The sequence below is a fragment of the Erwinia billingiae Eb661 genome (assembly GCF_000196615.1).
Lineage (GTDB): Bacteria > Pseudomonadota > Gammaproteobacteria > Enterobacterales > Enterobacteriaceae > Erwinia > Erwinia billingiae.
Genome location: NC_014306.1, coordinates 3,595,045 through 3,616,163 on the forward strand (window position 1 = coordinate 3,595,045; position 21,119 = coordinate 3,616,163).

The 21,119-nt window shown below is 55.8% G+C and carries 19 protein-coding genes; 9 read left to right on the forward strand and 10 right to left on the reverse strand.

Translation table 11 applies throughout. From position 1 onward, the window contains the following. Positions 1-175: 175 nt before the first annotated feature. From EBC_RS17885 to EBC_RS17895, 3 genes are read right to left on the reverse strand one after another with little or no spacing between them, the layout of a single operon-like run. Positions 176-982, reverse strand: coding sequence for a hypothetical protein (locus EBC_RS17885; protein WP_013203257.1), 807 nt, complete (start codon positions 980-982; stop codon positions 176-178). A 52-nt stretch (positions 983-1,034) separates the two neighbouring features. Next, positions 1,035-1,487, reverse strand: a complete 453-nt coding sequence (locus tag EBC_RS17890) for a universal stress protein (protein ID WP_013203258.1) — start codon at positions 1,485-1,487, stop codon at positions 1,035-1,037. A gap of 12 nt (positions 1,488-1,499) precedes the next feature. Then, entirely contained in the window at positions 1,500-2,282 is a 783-nt protein-coding gene (locus EBC_RS17895; protein ID WP_013203259.1) for an IclR family transcriptional regulator, read from the reverse strand. A 167-nt stretch (positions 2,283-2,449) separates the two neighbouring features. On the opposite strand from EBC_RS17895, the gene EBC_RS17900 reads away from it, so the two are divergent. The 3 genes from EBC_RS17900 (at position 2,450) to ypdK (ending at position 5,343) form a co-directional block, all read left to right on the forward strand. Then, positions 2,450-4,051 carry an MFS transporter gene (locus tag EBC_RS17900; RefSeq protein ID WP_013203260.1) on the forward strand — a complete coding sequence of 534 codons (1,602 nt, stop codon included), beginning with the start codon at positions 2,450-2,452 and terminating at the stop codon, positions 4,049-4,051. Between the two features lie 4 nt (positions 4,052-4,055). Further along, the gene (locus tag EBC_RS17905; protein WP_013203261.1) at positions 4,056-5,084 is read left to right on the forward strand and encodes an HlyD family secretion protein; all 1,029 of its coding nucleotides are present in this window, start codon (positions 4,056-4,058) and stop codon (positions 5,082-5,084) included. Between the two features lie 187 nt (positions 5,085-5,271). After that, complete coding sequence (ypdK, locus tag EBC_RS25840; RefSeq protein ID WP_105760737.1) at positions 5,272-5,343, forward strand: membrane protein YpdK; 72 nt, start codon at positions 5,272-5,274, stop codon at positions 5,341-5,343. Positions 5,344-5,394: 51 nt separating this feature from the next. Here the strand turns inward: ypdK and alaC are convergent, their stop codons facing one another. Both alaC and EBC_RS17915 read right to left on the reverse strand, forming a co-directional pair. Beyond that, on the reverse strand, positions 5,395-6,630 hold the full coding sequence (gene alaC / locus EBC_RS17910; RefSeq protein WP_013203262.1) for an alanine transaminase: 1,236 nt from the start codon (positions 6,628-6,630) through the stop codon (positions 5,395-5,397). A gap of 118 nt (positions 6,631-6,748) precedes the next feature. Next, complete coding sequence (locus EBC_RS17915) at positions 6,749-7,276, reverse strand: GNAT family N-acetyltransferase (RefSeq protein WP_013203263.1); 528 nt, start codon at positions 7,274-7,276, stop codon at positions 6,749-6,751. Positions 7,277-7,396: 120 nt separating this feature from the next. Between EBC_RS17915 and EBC_RS17920 the strand changes: the two genes are divergently transcribed. The 3 genes from EBC_RS17920 (at position 7,397) to EBC_RS17930 (ending at position 11,213) form a co-directional block, all read left to right on the forward strand. After that, a complete protein-coding gene (locus EBC_RS17920) occupies positions 7,397-8,635 on the forward strand; it encodes a DUF1479 domain-containing protein (RefSeq protein ID WP_013203264.1) in 1,239 nt (412 codons plus the stop codon). A 125-nt stretch (positions 8,636-8,760) separates the two neighbouring features. Further along, positions 8,761-10,455, forward strand: a complete 1,695-nt coding sequence (locus EBC_RS17925; protein WP_081461042.1) for a sensor histidine kinase — start codon at positions 8,761-8,763, stop codon at positions 10,453-10,455. A 26-nt stretch (positions 10,456-10,481) separates the two neighbouring features. Next, positions 10,482-11,213, forward strand: coding sequence for a LytR/AlgR family response regulator transcription factor (locus EBC_RS17930; protein WP_013203266.1), 732 nt, complete (start codon positions 10,482-10,484; stop codon positions 11,211-11,213). A 47-nt stretch (positions 11,214-11,260) separates the two neighbouring features. Here EBC_RS17930 and glk read toward each other — a convergent pair whose 3' ends face one another. Further along, the gene (gene glk / locus EBC_RS17935) at positions 11,261-12,226 is read right to left on the reverse strand and encodes a glucokinase (RefSeq protein WP_013203267.1); all 966 of its coding nucleotides are present in this window, start codon (positions 12,224-12,226) and stop codon (positions 11,261-11,263) included. Positions 12,227-12,387: 161 nt separating this feature from the next. After that, on the reverse strand, positions 12,388-14,040 hold the full coding sequence (locus EBC_RS17940) for an alpha-keto acid decarboxylase family protein (RefSeq protein WP_013203268.1): 1,653 nt from the start codon (positions 14,038-14,040) through the stop codon (positions 12,388-12,390). A gap of 204 nt (positions 14,041-14,244) precedes the next feature. Between EBC_RS17940 and mgrA the strand changes: the two genes are divergently transcribed. Both mgrA and EBC_RS17950 read left to right on the forward strand, forming a co-directional pair. After that, positions 14,245-15,234 carry an L-glyceraldehyde 3-phosphate reductase gene (gene mgrA, locus EBC_RS17945; protein WP_013203269.1) on the forward strand — a complete coding sequence of 330 codons (990 nt, stop codon included), beginning with the start codon at positions 14,245-14,247 and terminating at the stop codon, positions 15,232-15,234. A 155-nt stretch (positions 15,235-15,389) separates the two neighbouring features. Then, positions 15,390-15,749: a DUF2502 domain-containing protein gene (locus tag EBC_RS17950; RefSeq protein WP_013203270.1), complete on the forward strand. Its 360-nt coding sequence runs from the start codon at positions 15,390-15,392 to the stop codon at positions 15,747-15,749. 64 nt (positions 15,750-15,813) lie between these two features. Here EBC_RS17950 and EBC_RS17955 read toward each other — a convergent pair whose 3' ends face one another. Continuing rightward, positions 15,814-17,052: an Nramp family divalent metal transporter gene (locus EBC_RS17955; RefSeq protein ID WP_013203271.1), complete on the reverse strand. Its 1,239-nt coding sequence runs from the start codon at positions 17,050-17,052 to the stop codon at positions 15,814-15,816. Between the two features lie 364 nt (positions 17,053-17,416). Between EBC_RS17955 and EBC_RS17960 the strand changes: the two genes are divergently transcribed. Beyond that, a complete protein-coding gene (locus tag EBC_RS17960; RefSeq protein WP_013203272.1) occupies positions 17,417-18,607 on the forward strand; it encodes a NupC/NupG family nucleoside CNT transporter in 1,191 nt (396 codons plus the stop codon). Between the two features lie 58 nt (positions 18,608-18,665). On the opposite strand, the gene EBC_RS17965 is transcribed toward EBC_RS17960, so the two are convergent. After that, the gene (locus EBC_RS17965) at positions 18,666-19,982 is read right to left on the reverse strand and encodes an LLM class flavin-dependent oxidoreductase (RefSeq protein WP_013203273.1); all 1,317 of its coding nucleotides are present in this window, start codon (positions 19,980-19,982) and stop codon (positions 18,666-18,668) included. 1 nt (position 19,983) lies between these two features. Next, a complete protein-coding gene (locus tag EBC_RS17970; protein ID WP_013203274.1) occupies positions 19,984-20,904 on the reverse strand; it encodes an ABC transporter substrate-binding protein in 921 nt (306 codons plus the stop codon). Between the last annotated feature and the right edge of the window lie 215 nt (positions 20,905-21,119).

The window sequence follows — 21,119 nt, forward strand, 5'->3', positions numbered from 1 at the left end:
TTCTTTACCGTGCAAATGCATTGTTTTACCAATTGAATCGATTCAGGAAGCCGTCTGGCGCTATCTGGAAAGGGATGCGATTATCCGTACAGACATATTTTAATGTCTGCCAACACCATGAATGACTTACAATAACAATGTGTTATGCCCGCGGCGAGCGGGCTTTTTTTTGCGCTTAATTCGCGTTACCGTCGAGAATAATACGTAAAACGTCTGCAGAATTATTAACCGGAAGTGCCAGAACCGACTGATAAAGGTCAATGGTCATATCGCAGAGTTTACCTTTATCAGAACCCGCTTCGGCCGGGGAGTTAAGCGTTTGCAGATCGCTGCCCCACTTGCCGTATAGCGAACGCACGATGGTTTGCAGAGCGGCACGGCCCTTCGCCACATCGACCTGCTGCTGTGCGCCGTGGCTGTGCAGCAGGAAATCATCAATGCTGGCCATCTCTTTGTCGATCAGCGCCTTGGGTAATATTTCTGCGGTGTTAACGCCACCTTCCACCTGAGGGAAAAGGTATTTGAAACAGAGTGCACTGTCCTTCTGCCTGATGACTTTCATTTCTTCCAGCGCTACGGCCATATAATCATGTAGTTGCCGATCGCCGGCATAGCTGATGCGCTGATTCAGCAGGTCTGACAGCATCGGACGTAACCGTTCCAGCGCCTGTTGCTCGCTGTTGCCTTCACGTAAGGCGCGAATAAATTCCTGATCCAACGTCTGGTAAAGTGCCGGCTGCTGATCTTTGATGGTGCGGTAGACCGGCAGCGTCGCCAGACGTTGCTCTGCCGCAGCCAGACGGGCTTCCTGCTGCTGTTGCGGTGCCACAAAACCAAAGTAATAAAGGTTACCGGCAAACAGCAGCATAAAGGCCAGCAAAACCGCTTTGGCTTTACTGAGGGAACCCCGCTTTGACAACCACGCGAGAAATAAAACGACCAGCAGGCCGCTAATAAAGGAGATGAGTGTAGCCTGGGACATGACAGTAAATACCTGTAGAGGCGGGCCGCGATGCGCGGCCCAATAGGCGGAGTTAATCTAGCCGAACATCCACCAGCACCGGGCAGCTGGCGCGCTCGATCACGGCAGCACTGACAGAGCCCTTCAGCAGACGGTTAAAAGAGGAAAGATGACGGCGGCCCATAATGATCATCGCAGCAGCGAGTTCGTTGGCCTGCGCGACGATGGTTTCCGCAGACTCACCGGCCACCACACGCCCGGTGGAGGCGATGCCGGCGCGCTGCAGTTCCGCCAGTGCCTGACGCACCGCGGCTTCAGCGGTGTTTTGCTCATCCAGCGCGCAACCGAAATCATTCGGGTCTTCCCCGGCCTCGATAAGGTAGGTGCCGGTGGTGCTGGCATAGCTGGCATCGATACAGCACAGCACCACAACGTTGGCCTGCAAAGCCTGCGCCTGTTCAGTGGCCAGTGCCACCACCTTGCGGGCTATAGCGGAATTATCAACGGCGACTAAAAGCGTTTTCATTTCCCTCTCCTGTCAGTCACGTAAGGCCGCTTTGCCTATCTCATCCACCAGCGCCTCTTTGCATTTAAGGATCTCTGTACGGTAGAGCGCCTCGTGCTTCTGAAAACGGGTAGACGGAACCAGCAAGCTGATGGAAAAACGGCCCAGAATGGTATCGATCGCCACCGCCATGGTGGAGATCCCTTCCAGCGTCTCGCCCCGATCGTAAGAAAGACCGGTGCGGCGGATCTCCTTAAGGCGTTCAATCAGTTCAGGAAACGCCTTAACGGTCAGATCGGTAATGGCTTCATAGGCATCGCCGACGACGGCGCGAGCCTGTTCATCGCTGTCCAGCGCCAGCAGCGCTTTGCCACCGGAGGTGCTGTACAACGGCAGATTCAGGCCGATGCGCGGAACCACGCGCAGCTCACGATCGGCCACCACATAATGCACGATCGCCAGCTGCAATCCGCTGGCACGCGCCAGAGAAACCGTTTCACCGGTGGCATCGCACAGCGCCTGCAGCCAGGGCTGAGCAATCGCCACCACGTCGGTATGCAGCGTGGCAATGAGCCGAAGCAATGCCGGCCCAAGCCGGACGCCACCCGCGCCGGGACTGCGTACCAGCTGCACCGAATCCAGCGCCGCGACGATGCGTTGCACGGTTGAACGGGGTAAATCCACCGCCTGAGCGATTTCGCCCAGGCTCATGCCGTCGGGACGGTTGCCCAACGCATCCAATATTTTCGCCGCACGAGAGATCACCTGGATCCCCCCAGTGCGCTCATCCTCACGCTGTGTAATAGGGTCAGACATACGCGTTGCTCCTTGCTTGATGACGATACTTTAGCACTTATTTACCGTTCGAGGCAGGCTGTATCGCATTGCAATACACCCATTCACACTGTAAACTCTGCGGCAAATGTACCACAATGCAATACAGTGCATCGTAATTTTATTTCCTTCCTGACGGAGCCCCTGCTATGACTGCTCAACCAGCAGCGCCGCCTGCTCCCCACCCGTTTACTCTACGTCTGGCGTTGGGACTGGTGGGTGTACTGATCGCTGCGTTGACCTCAGGATTAAACGACCGCGTCACTGACCTGGCGCTGGCCGATGTGCGGGCAGCCATTGGCTTCAGCTATGACCAGGCCAGCTGGATCACTTCGGTGTATCAGGCGGCAGAAGTCGCCGCGATGATGATCGCTCCCTGGTTTGCGGTGACGTTTTCACTGCGGCGCTTTACCCTGACCGTCGCAACCGGCTTTGCGCTGGTGGGTTTATTGCAGCCTTTCGCACCCACGCCTTCTTTATTTATCGCGTTACGCGTGATCCAGGGGATTTTTGGTGGCGCGCTGCCGCCGATGCTGATGACCGTGGCACTGCGTTTTCTGCCGCCGCCGATCAAGCTTTATGGTCTGGCTGCCTATGCCTTAACCGCCACCTTCGGCCCCAACATTGCCGCGTCGCTGGCGGCGTTCTGGACCGATTCGGTCGGCTGGCAGTTCGTCTTCTGGCAGGTGATCCCGCTGATCCTGATCGCCAACCTGTTAATTGGCTGGGGGATTCCGCAGGATCCCACCCGCTTTGAGCGTTTTAAACAGATCGATTTGTTCGGCATGTTGACCGGCACCAGCGGTATTGCGCTGTTAATCCTGTCGCTGAGCCAGGGCGAACGCCTTGACTGGTTTGCCTCGCCGCTGATTAGCGGCATGATGCTCAGCGCCTTTGCCTTGCTGATCGTCTTCCTTATCAACGAGTGGTATCACCCGCTGCCGCTGTTTAAGTTGCAGATGCTGGAGCGCCGGAATCTGACCCATGGCTTGCTGGTGCTGGCGGGCGTGCTGATGGTGTCGCTGTCCGGCTCTGCTCTGCCGTCGGGGTACTTCGGTCAGGTCAGTGGATTCCGCACGGTGCAGTTTGCGCCGCTGGCCCTGACCATCGGTTTGCCACAGCTGATCATTGCGCCCTTTATGGCAGCGTTACTCAACCGGCGCTGGATAGACTGCCGCTGGATGCTGGCCTGCGGCGCGGCGTTGATGATCATCTCCTGCCTGATGGGCATGCAGTTGACTGACGACTGGGCGCGACAGAACTTCTGGCTGATCCAACTGCTGCAAGCCTTCGCCCAGCCGATGCTGATCCTGCCGGTATTGATGAGCGCCACCAGCGTGGTTCTGCCACCGGAAGGGCCTTTTGCCTCGGCCATGTTTAACACCGTGCGCGGTTTTTCCAGCGTGGCGGCCAGCTGTCTGGTGGAGAATTTCCTTACCCACCGCGAGAAGTTTCACTCGCATACGCTGGTCGATAACCTGGGCAATCGTCCGTGGCTGATGACCGCGGACACCTCTGCCAGTGCCAGCAGCCTGACGCCGTTATTGCCGGATGGCAGCGCCAGCACAACAGAAAACCTGAGCCACTTCGCCACGCTGCTCAAGCATCAGGCGGTGATCCTTAGCATCAGCGATGCCTATCTGCTGATCATTGGTTTTGCCCTGTTGATGGTGCTGTTGACCGCCTGGCTACCCAAGCGTGTTTATCCGCCGCAAACCCTTTTACAACAAGCCGCAAAAGCAACGAGATAATAATATGAGCTTCACACCTGCCAAAAGAACCTTAATGTTAGTGCTGCTGTTAGCGATCCTGCTGGGCATCGTGTTTTTTGTCTGGACAGCAATGAATCGCCACCAGTCACGCACTGATGACGCCGTGGTGACCGCGGATTACACGCTGGTTGCGCCAAAAGTATCGGGGTATATCCGCACCGTTAACGTCAGCGATAACCAGGCGGTTAAGGCCGGTGCCCTGCTGGCGACTATCGATGACCGCGATTACCGCGTCGCGCTGGAAACCGCAGAAGCCAACCTGCAGGTCAGCCAGGCCAAGCTCACCAGCGTTCAGGCGCAGCTCGATCAGCAGCAGGCGACCATTGCGCAGAATGATGCGGCGGTCAGCTCAAGTGAAGCAACGCTGAACTATGCCGGACAGAATGCCGAGCGTTATCGCCGCCTGCTAAAAAGCGGCACCACCACCGCCGACGAGCAGCAGAAAACCAACGCCTCAATGCGTGAAGCCTCGGCTCAGCTGCGTCAGAGTCAGGCCGCTGCCCTCGCCTCACGCAAGCAGGTGGGTATTTTGCAGGCCAGTATCAAACAGGCTGAAGCCGATATCGCCGCGTCAACCGCCAGTGTCGATCAGGCGCGCCTGAACCTGTCGTACACCACCATTAGGGCGCCGATTGATGGCTCAGTGGGTCAACGCTCGGTCCGTCAGGGCGCGTGGGTGGCCGCCGGAACCCGCCTGCTGGCGGTGGTTCCCTTGCACCAGACCTACGTTGTGGCGAATTTCCTCGAAACTCAGCTGACCGACGTCAAGCCAGGCCAGCCGGTTTCCGTTGAGGTTGATGCGCTGCCGGGCGTGACGTTACGCGGGCATGTCGACAGTATTGCTCCGGCCACCGGTTCCACCTTCGCGGCAATCACGGCTGATAATGCCACGGGTAACTACACCAAGGTGGTGCAACGCCTGCCGGTGAAGATTGTGTTTGAACCGGGCCAGGCCGATGTGGCGCGTTTGCGGGTGGGGATGTCGGTGATCCCGTCCATCGGGACGCCGTAATCGCAACGATTCATAGCACAATCGGCTTTATTTTGCGAAACAGAGCGGGTAAATTAGCGAACGATCCTGCCATAAGCTTCTTATGGCTACCTGATACGGTAGGGCGTAACTGTCTGCCGTATCGTATCTGTTCGCGTTACGCAGGCCCGGGATCGCCCCAGACGTAGGCGCTCAGAGGAGTTTTGCGGTGAAATATGCTTTGATGGGGATCTCTTTTATCCTGCTACTTTGGGTTGGCACCTTCTATCTGATGGTTTAACCCTGCCAGGGCTGATTAAGCGGGTCAGGCCACACGGCCTGACCCCAGTCCTTACGCTTCTTCTTCGTTCAGCTTCGTTGCGCCTGGCAAAATGCCATCCGCGCGGAACATCGATTTAATGCCTCTCACCGCCTGACGAATACGGTCGCTGTTTTCAATCAACGCAAAGCGCACGTGGGTATCACCGTAATCACCAAAACCAATGCCCGGCGAGACGCAAACCTTGGCTTCCTGCAGCATATGCTTGGCGAACTCCAGCGAGCCCATCTGTGCGTAATGATCGGGGATTTTCGCCCAGACGTACATCGAGGCTTTCGGGATTTCGACCATCCAGCCCGCTTCATGCAGCCCTTTCACCAGCACATCACGACGACGTTTATACTGCTCGGCAATGTCCTTCACGCATTGCTGATCGCCTTCCAGCGCCGCAATGGCGGCGACCTGAAGCGGAGTAAAGGTGCCGTAATCGTGATAGCTTTTGATTCGCGCCAGTGCCGCCACCAGCTCTTTGTTGCCAACCATAAAGCCAATACGCCAGCCGGCCATGTTGTAGCTTTTCGACAGGGTGAAGAACTCAACGGCGACATCACGCGCGCCCGGCACTTCCATAATCGACGGAGCTTTCCAGCCGTCATAGACGATGTCGGCATAGGCCAAATCGTGGATCACCAGAATGTTGTATTGCTTCGCCAGCGCAATCACGCGCTCGAAGAAATCTAACTCAACGCACTGCGCGGTTGGGTTAGACGGGAAGCCGAGGATCATCATTTTCGGCTTTGGATAGCTTTCACGGATCGCCCGCTCCAGCTCGGTAAAGAAGTCGACGCCCGCCACCAGCGGCACGGAACGCACCTGCGCGCCGGCAATCACCGCACCGTAAATATGAATCGGATAGCTTGGGTTCGGCACCAGCACGGTATCACCGTGATCCAGCGTGGCCAGCATCAGATGCGCCAGGCCCTCTTTTGAGCCGATGGTGACAATCGCTTCAGACTCGGGATCGATATCCACCTGATAGCGGTCTTTATACCAGTGTGAAATGGCCCGACGCAGGCGCGGAATACCGCGCGAGGTAGAGTAGCCGTGAGTATCGTCACGCTGAGCGACAGCACAGAGTTTTTCCACGATATGCGGCGGCGTAGGGCCATCGGGGTTGCCCATACTAAAATCGATGATGTCTTCGCCACGACGGCGTGCGGCCATTTTCAGTTCGGCCGTGATGTTAAACACGTAAGGGGGAAGACGTTCAATGCGGGAAAAACGGCGTGGTGAGCTGTTGTCAGCCATAGATACCTCTGATTTACGTTAGCGCCCGGACCATCCGAGCGACGCTGACCAGAAACTGGTCGAACAACGAACATAACGTAGAGTCCGCTGCCCTGTCGAGAGGCGGGATAAAATATTTTCAGGCGTCGCTTTTCAGCTTTCCAAACACCCAATCGTTCACCCATTGCCCGCGTAACAGATAATTATCCCGTAGGGTGCCTTCAAGGATAAAACCATTTTTCTCCAGCACCCGCCGCGAGGCCCAGTTGCCTTCCACCACCTGCGCCTTAAGTTTATGAAACTCACAGTGTTCGAAAAGATAGCCCGCCAGCGCGCCTAATGCCTCGCTGCCATAGCCACGGCCAAAGTGCTCGTTGAGGAAGGAATAGCCCACTTCGGCCTGGCGATACGGTGCCCACTCGGCGTTGGCGCCAATCAGCCCAAGGATCTCACCGCTGCTTTTCAAGCGGACGGTCAGGCACAGCATATGAAAACTGGTGACCTGCCACGGGGCCAGACGATCGTGAAAACGCTGGCGGATATCGGCCAGCTGCGGCACGGCGCTGATAAATTCCATGCTGGTTTTATCGGTATGTACCCGATGGAAAAGTTGCCAGTCTTCCGGCTTTAACCCTTTCAGCTCCAGCCGTTCGGTAAACAGATGCATAGTGCCCTCACAAAAGGGGAAGTCTCGCACAAACTTAGCCCCTTTTAATTTCCGCTTTTAAGCGCTGTAATTCACATCAACCCTACATAACCATAACGAGAGTGTTACAGGAGAATCACCATGTCTTCCCTCAACATTGATAACATCCCGCAGGCCGTTGCGGATATTAAACGTCAGCTGCGCAAGGCACTGCCGAACTATGCAGACGTATTTGCTGAAGTTGATGCCAACATCCGCCAGCAAATTGCCGAACTGAATGCGCAACAGCAACGCGGTGAAAATCCCGTGCCGCAGCTGGATGCCGAGGATATCCTTCAGCACCGCGTCACCCGCCAGCAAAAAGCGCAGATCCTGCAACGTGGCTGTTGCGTCATCCACGGGGTTTTTCCACAGGAACAGGCCGAGGCCTGGAATCAGGAAGTCGGTAACTACCTTGACCGTAATAACTTTGTCGAGCGCCTTAAGCATGCGGCGGAAGACAACTATTTTGGCGATCTCAAACAGGGTAAACCGCAGATTTACGGCATCTACTGGTCGAAGCCGCAGGTTGAAGCCCGCCAGCACGCGCGGATGAACGCGGTGCAGGTATTCCTGAATACGCTGTGGCAAACCGAAAGTCACGGCAAGCAGCATTTCGACCCTGCGCGCATCGTCAGCTATGCCGATCGCACGCGTCGCCGGCCACCGAACTCGGGGTCACTTGGCCTGTCGCCGCACATTGATGGCGGCTCGCTTGAACGCTGGCTGGATGAGAATTTCCGCCACGTTTACCGTCACGTTTTCAGCGGCAACTGGCAGCAATATAACCCATTCGATGGAGAAATGCGTACCGAGGTGCGTGAATTTGCGTCACCGGCCGTATGCTCAATGTTCCGCACCTTTCAGGGCTGGACGGCGCTTTCGCCGCAGCGCAAACACGGCGGTACGCTGAACCTGCTGCCGGTAGCAAACGTGATGGCGTGGATCCTGTTGCGTGCCATCCAGGATGATGTGCCGGAAGACGATCTCTGTGGCGCGGCGCCGGGCCGCGCACTCTCGATCAGTGAAAAATGGCATCCCCTTTTGCTGACTGGGATTTCCGCAATTCCTGATATGGAAGCCGGCGATACCGTATTCTGGCACTGCGATGTCATTCATTCGGTTGAAAATGAACATCAGGGCGATTTCGACAGCAACGTGATGTACATTTCTGCCGCGCCCTGGTGTGCGAAAAATGAAGCCTACCTGCAGCGTCAGTGGCCAGCCTTTATTGAGGGCCGCTCGCCGCCGGACTTTGCCGCCGATGATTTCGAAGTGGACTTTGTCGGCCGCGCAACGGAAGCCGAATTGACCGAACTGGGCAAATCCCAGATGAAATAGCCCGTCAGAGAGTGATCTGGACAGGCATCGGCGCAAATCACTGCGCCGATGCCTGGCACATCCCGCCCGCTTTCCTTATCATAGCCCTTTCCCCTCTTCCCTCCGCCGAGGCGCCCGTGCACTCGATGTTTGAAATGCTGTTAGCCGTGCTGGACCGCGCCGCGCTGATGCTGATCTGCCTGTTCTTCATGACCCGCACGCGCCATTTCCGGCAGCTGCTGCAAAAAGACGAGCATTCACGCCAGGAACTGATCGCCGTTACCGCCATCTTTTCGCTATTTGCCCTGTTTGGTACCTGGAGCGGCATCAACGTTGATGGCTCGCTGGTTAACGTCCGCACCATCGCGATTATGTCCGGCGGCATTCTGTTTGGGCCCTGGGTTGGGATTGTTACCGGCGTGATTGCCGGCCTGCACCGTTTCCTGATCGATGTTCATGGCGTGACCTCGGTGCCCTGCCTGATCACCAGCATCATCGCCGGCGTGGTTTCCGGCTATATCAACCTGAAAGTGGTGAAAGAGAAGCGCTGGAGCGTGGGCATTCTCGGCGGCATGCTGTGTGAATCCCTGACCATGATCCTGATTGTCGTCTGGTCACAGCCCACCACCTTAGGCATTGAAATCGTCTCGGAAATCGCGGTGCCGATGATCCTCGGCGCGGTAAGCATCGGGCTGATTGTGCTGTTAATCCAGAGCGTTGAGGGCGAAAAAGAGGCCATTGCCGCCAGGCAGGCCAAGCTGGCACTGGAGATTGCCAACAAAACCCTGCCGCTGTTCCGGCATGTCAACAGCCAGTCGCTGCGCCAGGTGTGCGACATTATCCGCAATGATATCAATGCCGATGCGGTCGCCATCACCAACAAAAACCAGATCCTCGCCTATGTCGGCGTTGGCGAAGCGAATTACCACAACGGTGATGACGCGATCAGCCCGACCACCGCCCGTTCGATCGCCAACGGCGAGATCATCATCAAGAATAACGACGAGGCGCACCGCACGCCGGAAATTCACTCGATGATTGTGATCCCACTGTGGGAAAAAGGGGAAGTCACCGGCACGCTGAAAATTTACTATCGCCATGCGCACCGCATCACCTGGTCGCTGAAAGAGATGGCGGTAGGCCTGTCGCAAATTATCTCCACCCAGCTGGAAGTGTCCCGCGCCGAGCAGCTACGTGAAATGGCGAACAAAGCCGAACTGCGCGCGCTGCAAAGCAAAATCAACCCGCATTTCCTGTTCAATGCGCTGAATGCCATCTCCTCCTCAATCCGCATGAATCCGGATACCGCGCGGCAGCTGATCACCAATCTGGCGCGCTACCTGCGCTATAACCTTGAGCTGAACGATGATGAGATCATCGATATCAAGAAAGAGCTGTATCAGGTTAAGGATTATATCGCCATTGAACAGGCGCGTTTTGGCGACAAGCTGACGGTAATCTACGACATTGATGAAGACGTCAACTGCGCGCTGCCCAGCCTGCTGCTTCAGCCGTTGGTTGAGAACGCCATCGTGCATGGCATCCATCCCTGCCGGGGAAAAGGCGTGGTGACCATCAGCCTGAAAGACCAGGGCGACCGGATCCGCATCGCCGTGCGCGATACCGGTAATGGCATTAGCGAAGAAGTGATGGCGCGGGTAGAAAGTAATGAGATGCCCGGCAATAAAATCGGCCTGCTCAACGTTCATCACCGCGTAAAGCTGCTTTACGGCGAAGGTCTGCATATTCACCGGCGCAATCCGGGCACCGAAATCGCCTTTTATATCAGTAAAAACGGCACGGCTCTGCCGGCCAGTGAAAGCGTCTCTTTACGGGCGTAATGCCCTGCTAACTCCGGGAAAATGATGTGAAAGCGATAATTGTTGAAGATGAGTTTCTGGCCCAGCAGGAGCTGAGCTGGCTAATCAGACAACACAGCCAGCTGACGCTTGAGGCCACGTTTGACGATGGTCTGGACGTGCTGAAGTATCTGCAAAGCCACCAGGTTGACGTGATTTTCCTCGACATCAACATCCCGTCATTGGACGGCGTGCTGCTGGCGCAGAACATCAGCAAGTTCGCGCAAAAGCCGCTGATCGTCTTTATCACCGCCTATAAGGAACATGCGGTGGATGCCTTTGAGCTGGAAGCATTCGATTACATCCTCAAGCCCTATCATGAGATGCGCATTATCACCATGCTGCGCAAGGTCGAAAACACCCTGCAGCAGGCCGCGCACCAGAGCAATCCGGAAGCCGTCCGCAGTTCGGTGCATACCATTAACCTGGTCAAGGATGAGCGGATTATCGTCACCGATATCAACGATATTTATTACGCTGAAGCCCATGAAAAGATGACCTTTGTCTACACCCGACGGGAAGAGTATGTGATGTCGATGAATATCACCGAATTCTGTAGCAGGCTGCCGGAAGAGGCCTTTTTCCGCTGCCATCGATCGTATTGCATCAATCTCAGCAAGATCCGCGAAATCGAACCCTGGTTTAATAACACCTACATGCTGAAACTGCGGGATTTGGAATTTCAGGTGCCGGTCAGCCGCAGCAAAGTAAAAGAGTTTCGCCAGCTGATGCGGTTATAGAGGAAGGAAACAAGATCAGGGCCGGGAAACCGGCCCTGTTACCACAGTTACAGCACGCTGCCCAGCGTCTGACGCAGGTGCGCACCGGCACCCAGCAGGCCTGGCTGATCGTGAGTGATCAGGAATACCGGAATATTCTGCACGTAATCCTTAAAGCGGCCTTTGTCTTCAAACGCGGCACGGAAGCCGGACGATTTAAAGAATTCCAGGAAGCGAGGCACGATACCGCCGGCGATATACACACCGCCAAAGGTACCAAGGTTCAGCGCCAGGTTGCCACCAAAGCGGCCCATGATCACGCAGAACATCGCCAGTGCCCGGCGGCAATCGGTGCAGCTGTCATCCAGCGCACGTTGCGACACGTCTTTCGGCTTCAGGTTTTCCGGCACCCGGTCATCTGATTTAACAATCGCCCGATACAGATTCACCAGACCGGCACCAGACAGCACGCGCTCGGCAGAGACGTGGCCCAGTTCCGCACGCAGCACTTCGAGGATCAGGTCTTCTTCTTCACTGTTAGCAGCGAAATCGACGTGACCGCCCTCGCCCGGCAGGCTGACCCAGCGCTTATCAACGTGAACCAGGTGAGCAACGCCCAGACCGGTCCCTGCGCCGTAGACCGCAACCGGCTTGTCGTTGACCGCTTTGCCGCCACCGAACTGCATCACATCGTCTGCGGACAGCATCGGGATGGCCATAGAAACGGCGGTAAAGTCGTTGATGATCTCCAGGTGCTCAAAGCCGAGGTTGGCTTTCATTTTACTGGTGGAGAACGCCCAGTCATGGTTGGTCATCTCGACCCAGTCGTCAGTGATTGGACAGGCAATAGCGATACAGCCGTCGGTAATCTCCTGCTTCTGTTCGTCAAGATAGAAGCGGATCACAGCTTCAAGGCTGTCGTAGTCTGCTGTGGAGAAAGTTTTGGCTTGTGAAAGGGCACCGTTTTCTACTTCACACAGTGCCAGGCGGGCATTTGTGCCGCCAACATCACCTACCAAAGCATACTTAGTCATTATTGTTTTGCTCCGCTTACGTCATTTAAACACACTATAAATTTCCCCCACTCAAACAACAACGCCTCCCCGGTCAAAACAGGCACGCGAGGCACGTTAATCGACTACCTTACCTGCCCGCGACGTCCTTGCCCACGGGCATCAATCTGAATTCTGTAACATTATGCAGAATTTCGTTTATTTAGCGCTTCACAGACCGCCTGCAACAGAGGCGGCACGTCAAGTGGTGGCAGTACCACCTCCACCAGCGACAGGCGATCGCTTTGCGCGATAACCTTCATCACTTCAACCAGTTGCACCGTTTGCTCCACCCGCCAACTCTGCGCGGCGCAGTTCAGGCTCAGCGCCTGCGGCAGCTGCGTCCAGTTCCAGGCGGCAATATCATTGTAGCGTTGATGCTCGCCATGGATCGCCCGCTCGACAGTATATCCTGCATTATTCAGGATAAAGATGACGGGTTTCATACCATCCCGCAGCATCGACCCTAATTCCTGGATGGTCAGCTGAGCCGATCCATCGCCGCTAAGCAGCACCACCCGACGATCGGGACAGGCAACCTGCGCGCCATAAGCAGCGGGTAACGTATAGCCAATCGATCCCCACAACGGCTGACTGATAAAGGTCACGCCTTCAGGCAGCCTTAACGCCGCTGCGCCAAAAGCCGAGGTGCCCTGGTCGGCCAGCACAATATCACCAGGCTTAAGAAAATGCTGTATTGCCTGCCAGAAACTGTCCTGCGTGAGCGCGTCTGACGGCACATCGTTGAGCGGCGGAGGCGAAACCTCGGGTTCAGGCCATTGCGCGGCATAACGTTTAACCAGCGGGTGCAGCGCGGTTAATGCGGCGCTCATCGGCAACTGGGTAAAGGTCTTGTCTCCAATGCGGCTGGATGAAAGCCCGATAGCGAGTGTTTTGGCGCTGTCGATATTTTGCGTGAATCCGGCGGTGATGGTGTCGGTATAGAGCACGCCCACGGTAATCAGCACGTCGGCCTGCTCAATAATTTGCTGGGTGTGACCGGCACTGGCAGCACCGGCATAGGTTCCGGCAAAACCGGTATGCTGCTCGGGGAGCACGCCCTTACCCATCAATAAGGTGGCAAACGGCATCGGCGCATCGGTTAACAACTGTTTAAGCTTGCCCTGCTGCTGCGCCCGGTCGGCGAGGAAGTCCGCCAGCATGGCGACGTTTTTTGCCCCCGCCAGCAGTTGGTCTGCCGCATCAGCAAAGGCGGCGACGGTCGCCGCATCGCAGGGCCGTTCTGTCGCCAATGGCGTGGCGGCAGGGATGATTTTTGCCACCGCCACATCGGTTGCTAAGTAAAGGTAGACCGGACGGCGTTCATGTAAGGCGGCAATCAGCAGCCGGTCGATCTCCTCCACGGCATTCTCTGGCGTTAATATCGCCTGGGCGACCGTCACCTCCTGCGACATACGCATAAAGTGACGATAGTCACCGTCACCCAGCGTGTGGTGCAGCAGCAGACCTTCGCGGGCGGCGGCCGTTGCAGGCGCACCGACAATATGAATAACCGGCAAGTATTCGGCATAGCTCCCTGCCACGCCGTTTAACGCACTCAGCTCACCGACGCCAAAGGTGGTCAGTAACGCCGCCGCGCCGTGGCAGCGCGCATAGCCATCGGCCGCGTAGGCGGCATTTAACTCATTGGCGCAGCCAACCCAACCAATCTCGCTGCTGGTAATAACATCATCGAGAAACTGCAAATTGTAGTCACCCGGCACGCCGAACAGATGCCCAATCCCGGCTTCCCATAAACGCGACAGCAGGTACTCCCCAACGGTAAGACTTTGCATAGCTCTTTCTCCACAGTTGTCCTCAGCAAAGTATTAGCGATATTTTTCAATGCGCAGCACAGTGGCAGGCTGCCGCAGTGGCAAGCTGTCGTTACGCCTCGGAATTATCCTCAAGTTGCGATCTACCGCGCGAACCGGTTCGGTGTAACCGTATACACTGCTATGCTTTCCCGGAAACCGACCTCTACTGAACAGGATTTATTCATGGTTTATCAGGCAGATGCAGAACGTTATCAGAAAATGACCTATCACCGCAGCGGACGGAGTGGCCTCAAGCTACCGGCAATTTCGTTAGGCTTATGGCATAACTTCGGCGACAGCACCCGCGTGGATAACAGCCGTCAGCTGCTGCGCCATGCTTTTGATAACGGTATCACTCATTTCGATCTGGCTAACAACTACGGTCCACCACCGGGTTCAGCTGAAGAAAACTTTGGCCGCATCCTGCGGGAAGACTTTGCGCCGTACCGTGATGAGCTGATCATTTCGTCCAAAGCGGGTTACACCATGTGGGACGGCCCTTATGGTGACTGGGGTTCGCGTAAATATCTGATTGCCAGCCTGAACCAGAGCCTGAAGCGGATGGGACTCGATTACGTCGATATCTTCTATCACCACCGTCCGGATCCTGAAACGCCGCTGGAAGAGACGATGGGCGCACTGGACCACATTGTGCGTCAGGGCAAGGCGCTGTATATCGCGCTGTCCAACTATCCGGCTGAACTGGCGGCAGAAGCCATTGGCATCCTCAAGCAGCTCGGCACGCCATGTCTGATCCACCAGCCGAAATACTCGATGTTCGAGCGTGCGCCGGATAACGGTCTGCTGGACGTGTTGATAAAAGAAGGCGTCGGCAGCATCGCCTTCTCCCCATTGGCTGGCGGCGTGTTGACCGACCGCTACCTGAACGGTATTCCGGAAGACTCGCGCGCGGCCAGCGGCAGCCAGTTCCTCAGCGGCGACCAGTTGACCCCGGAGAAAATGGAGAAGGTGCGTCAGCTGAACGCGATGGCGCAGGAGCGTGGGCAGAAACTGTCTCAGATGGCGCTGGCCTGGGTGCTGCGGGAAAACCGCGTGACCTCGGTGCTGATTGGTGCCAGTAAAACCAGCCAGATTGATGATGCGGTTGGCATGCTGCAGAAGCGTGATTTCAGCCAGGCTGAACTGCAAAAAATCAGCAGCATTCTCGGCTAAACCCGTCCCGCCGCGCCCTGCGGCGGGATCGCTCCAGATAAATCTCAAATCTCCCCGGCAGGCAGTTTTTCGGAATCCCCCAGGCGAAACGGCAACAAACTCTTTATAATCTTGGCTGCACAGCGGAGCAGGTGAGCCGTTGATAAGGAGATCCAATGAAACGTTTATTACTTGTTGCCACCTTAGTGGCAAGTTTATCCCCGTTGGCAATGCACACAGCGCAGGCTGACAACGCAAATATCACCTTAGCTCCTGGCGTCTCGTTACATATTGGTGACCGCGATCCGCGCGGTAATTACTGGGACGGCGGCCGCTGGCGCGATGGGCACTACTGGCGCAGCAACTACCGTTATGATGAAGGCCGCTGGTGGCGACACGAGCAGTGGCGCAGGCATGAAGAGATGCGCCGTCGTCACGAATGGGAGCGGGAACGCAGATGGCACGATCGCGAACGTCATCGCGAATACCGTCATCATGAAAGAGAGCGTCATCACGACCACGATCATCGCCATTAAGCGATCAAAAAAGCCGACCTGTTAAGGTCGGCTTTTTTATCGGCTGCGCAGTAATGAAGTCGGCTTACAACCCCATGGCCATCGCCACCAGCAGATACAGATTCAACGCCACCACCACCAGCACAATCACCTTGCCTGCCAGCTGCATCGGGCGTGAGTTCACCATATCGCCCATCAGCTCGCGGTTGCCGGTAAAGGTCAGCAGCGGGATTAACGCCAGCGCGATACCGAAGCTCAGCAGTACCTGACTCATCACCAGGATACGTGTCGGCTCCCATCCGGCAAGGATCACGATAAAGGAAGGCAGCATGGTCACCACGCGGCGCACCAGAATCGGAATGTGAATATGGACGAAGCCCTGCATCACCACCTGCCCGGCCATGGTGCCCACCACGGTGGAAGAGAGTCCGGCAGCCAGCAGGCTCAGACCAAACACCAGCGCCGCTGCGCGACCCAGCAGCGGGTCCAGCGTCAGGTAAGCCTGATCCAGATCGGCAATGCCGGTATGACCGCTAAAGTGGAACGCCGCCGCCGCCGTGGCCATCATCGCCAGATTGACGAAGCCGGCAATGGTCATCGCAATCGCCACGTCCAGCTTGGTTGACGAGTAGCGCTGTTCACGCGAGCCGCCGTCGGGATTTTGCGTTAACGAGGAGTGCAGATAGATCACGTGCGGCATAATTGTCGCGCCCAGCACGCCCGCCGCCAGTAACACCGCATCGGCGGTTGGCAGCGAAGGCACGGCCAATCCCTGCATCAAATCGGTAATCTTCGGCTGTGAGAAGAACAGTTCGATGACGTAAGCCGCCGCGACAAACAGCAGCAGGCCACCAATCACCAGTTCCAGCGGCTTTTTACCGTGGTTTTGCAGCATCAGGATCAGGAAGGTGACCACGCCGGTGAGCACCGCGCCCTGCAGCAGACTGACGCCGAAAATCAGCTTGAAGCCAATCGCCGCCCCGATAAATTCCGCCAGGTCGGTCGCCATGGCAATAATTTCAGCCTGCACCCAGTAAAACCAGACGGCAGGACGCGGGAAACGATCGCGGATATGTTCAGCGAGGTTTTTCCCGGTGGCGATGCCGAGTTTGGCAGACATCAGCTGGATCACCATCGCCATAATATTGGCCCACACCACCACCCACAGCAGCGTATAGCCATAAGAGGCGCCGGCCTGAATATTGGTGGCAAAATTGCCGGGATCGATATAACCGATAGCCGCGATAAACGCAGGGCCCATCAACGCAAATTTGATTTTGCGCGATCCGCGAACCGTTTGTTCTACTGTGCGGCCTTCAAACATAGTTAGTCCCCTAAACACCTGAAGAGATCATTGTCTTTTAAATGATAATGATTATCAAGCGCATTTGAATGGGTTTTGCATATCGCTCTGATAGCCAGTACTAAGAAATATAGCAAAGGCTATACCTTGATTTCAAACTACTCCATAGCTAAAAAATGAGCAATCACTTTTCGTGCGCCGGTAAAAGCTTAACCTTCCGATGCGTGGGGTGTTTTTTTAAACAGTATCAGGATGTGATCAATCAGGGGATTCTGTCGGGAAGGGTGATAGGTAATTGTTATATTGTGTTCTAGATCTCGTTTTTCAGTTTCTTGTTACATAGAATGTGCAGCGAAATATAACATCCTTCAAAAATGGAGCACACATGTCAGGCATTTTTCATTTTGCTTTGGCGCTGGTGATGGTAGCCGTGCTGGCCTTACTGGTTAGCACCGATCGGAAAAACATCCGCGTACGTTTTATTATACAGCTTCTGGTTATCGAAGTGCTGCTTGCGTGGTTCTTCCTTAACTCTGAAGTGGGTCTTGGCTTCGTTAAAGGGTTTGCGGGTCTGTTCGACAAATTGCTGAGCTATGCAGCACAAGGGACTAATTTCGTTTTCGGCAACATGAGTGATAAAGGCCTGGCATTCTTCTGGCTCAATGTTCTCTGCCCTATCGTGTTTATCTCTGCACTGATCGGGATTTTGCAGCACTTCCGTATCCTGCCGATTGTTATTCGCGCCATCGGTACCGTGCTGTCAAAAATCAACGGCATGGGCAAGCTGGAATCTTTTAACGCCGTGAGCTCGCTGATTTTAGGTCAGTCAGAGAACTTCATTGCCTATAAAGATATCCTCGGAAAAATGTCTCAGCGCCGCATGTACACCATGGCGGCAACGGCGATGTCTACCGTATCAATGTCAATTGTGGGCGCGTACATGACCATGATTGATCCGAAATACGTGGTGGCCGCGCTGGTATTGAACATGTTCAGCACCTTTATCGTGCTGTCGATCATCAACCCGTACAGCGTCGACAGCGAAGAAGAACTGACGCTGGGCGATCTGCACAAAGGGCAGAGCTTCTTTGAGATGCTGGGTGAATACATCCTGGCCGGTTTCAAAGTTGCGGTGATCGTCGCGGCGATGCTGATTGGCTTTATTGCGCTGATTTCAGCGATTAACGCCCTGTTCGATTTCGTCTTCGGCATCAGCTTCCAGGGTGTGCTGGGTTACGTCTTCTACCCGTTTGCCTGGGTGATGGGCGTGCCGGCAGGTGAAGCGCTGAAAGTGGGTAGCATCATGGCAACCAAACTGGTGTCTAACGAGTTTGTGGCGATGATGGATCTGCAAAAAGTGGCGGCTGAACTGTCACCACGCGGCGTCGGCATCCTCTCCGTGTTCCTGGTCTCTTTTGCGAACTTCTCGTCTATCGGGATTGTGGCAGGCGCGATCAAAGGCCTGCACGAAGAGCAAGGTAACGTGGTTTCCCGCTTCGGCCTGAAACTGCTGTACGGCTCAACGCTGGTGAGCGTGCTCTCTGCTTCCATTGCAGGATTAGTGCTGGCCTGGTAACACGCCAGAACGAAAAAAGGCGAACCTGTGATGGGTTCGCCTTTTTTTTACTCGTCGTTCAACGAGGCGTGACCAGCGGTAAATCCAGATGGTCGCGCAACGTGGTTCCCTGATAGCCCTGCCTGAAGGCACCGCGCTTTTGCAGTTCCGGGATGACCCGTTCAGCAAAATTATTCAACGAGGCCGGCATATCAGCGGGCATCAGCACGAAACCGTCGCAGGCTTTGGCCTCTACCCAGGCAATCATCTCGCTGGCAATCTGTTCTGGCGTGCCGGCAATCACCTTAAATGAGGCGCTGGCCGCATAGGCTTTCGCCACTTCGGCCAGCGTTTTCCCCTCTTTCCTCGCCTGAGAAATCACGTACTCAAAGCGCCCTTTGCTGCCACTGATTTTGTCGAAGATATCCGGGAATATGTCGTTTTCATCGTGCTGCGACAAATCGTAATTCATGCTGGCAGACATAAAGCTCAACCCGGCTAACGGATTGACCAGTTCATCCAGCTGACGGCGCTTCTCTTCCGCCTCCTGCTGCGTTGCGCCCACAATCGGCATCAGGCCGGGCAGCACTTTACAGGCTTGCGGTGGACGACCCAAGGCGGCCATCTCCTGCTTAAACTGCTGATAAAATTGCTGCGCGCGCGCCATGTCGGGTTGAACGGTGAAAATCACCTCTGCCACCCGGGCGGCGACCTTCTTAAAATCCTCCGAGACGCCCGCCAGGATCTGCACCGGCCTGCCTTGCGGCGAGGCGGCGACGGTCAGCGGCCCTTTGATATGGAAATGCTCGCCGTGAAAATCGGTATAGCTGACCTTTTCCGGATCCATATAAACGCCGCTCTCCTGGTCGGCCACCAGCGCACCAGGCTGCCAGCTGGCAAGCAGCTGATGCACCGCATCGATAAACTCTCCCGCACGCTGATAACGCGCCTGATGGCCTAAATGCTGCTGGCGGCTGAAATTGCGTGCTTCGCCATCATTGGTCGAGGTCACCGCGTTCCAGCCCATTCTGCCGGCGCTAAAATGATCGATTGTGGCGATGGTGCGGGCAGTATGGAAAGGCTCACCGTAGGTGGTCGATACGGTTGCGCCTAAGCCAATGCGATCGGTAAACAGGCTCAATGCGGTCAGCAGCGCCATCGGTTCCGGACGGGCATAACCCGGACGCGACTGAACGGTGCTGGCGATGTCGTTACCGTAAATATCATCGATCGACAGTTTGTCGGCGATAAATGCGAAATCAAATCCGGCCTGCTCGGCTTTTTTCACCAGCGTCAGCCAGGTCTGCAGCTGCATCGGATCGTTATTTTGCGCCTCAGGATGCCGCCAGCCTCCGGCGTGCAACCCGGTGTCGCTGAGATAAAGCGCCAGATGCATGCTATTTCCCCTGCGAAAGGCTGAGGTCAATAAAGGAAGCCGCCTTCAGCGGTGCCGGGATCAGGCCATTTTTCACGTAGAAATCGGCGGTATTTTGCTGCACCGCAACCACGTCCTGACTGTTCGTGTCAACGGAGTTCACTTCGCGCTTCACCTTTGCCAGCGCCACGTCCTGCGGGATCCTTAACAGCTTGCTGATGGAGGCCGCATAGGCGTCAGGATGCTGGATGCCCCAGGCGCGGGCACGGCTCAACCGCTGCGTGAAGTCGGCCAGTTCGGCCTTCTTGCTGGCAATGGCGGCGTTGCTGGCCACCAGATAGTTGAGGGCCGGATAGTCTTTACCGTCCGCCAGGATCTGTGCGCCTGACTGATGCGTGGCAAACGACACGTAAGGTTCCCAGGTGGAAACCGCATCGACGCCGCCCTGATCCAGCACCAGCGTCGCTTCTGCTGGCGTGGTAAAGACAAAGCTGACCTGCTTAGGATCGACACCGGCTTTTTGCAGCGCCTGCAAAGCCAGGTTGTGCCCGGATGAACCTTTGACCGTCGCAATGCGTTTGCCAATCAGATCCTTCACGCTGTGAATCGGGCTACCCTTTTTGACGATAATGGCGTTGCCGGCATAGCGCGTCGCCAGGATCCCTTTGGCATCCAGCCCTGCCGCCACGGCGAAAGTTAAGGGTGCATCCCCCACCGAACCGGCATCTATTGAACCTGCGCGCATCGCTTCCAGCAACGGTGCGGCGTTAGCAAACTCATGCCAGTCCAGCGTATAAGGCGTGTTGTTTAACTCGCCGGAGGCTTCAAGGATCGCCCGCGCATTGCCCCGCTGGTCGCCAACTGAAAGCGTATTCGCAGCCAAAACGGGCGCCGTGACCGCCGCGAGAAGTACAGCAAGTGCAGAAAGAGAAAGGGTTTTCATCTGGTGTCTCAATAAGGAGAAAACCCGAGACTAACACCGGCTTTTTTAGAACCTAAATGCATTTATTGCGCATAATTTATGCAAAATGAACATAACGAGCGGCACGCTCACCGTCGGTTGCCTGCGACTGAGTAATAGCTGTATTTGCGCAAAGCTTCGCAGATTAATGAATTTCACACTCCCGCCCATCAACTATACGGTTTTCTCTCTGCCGG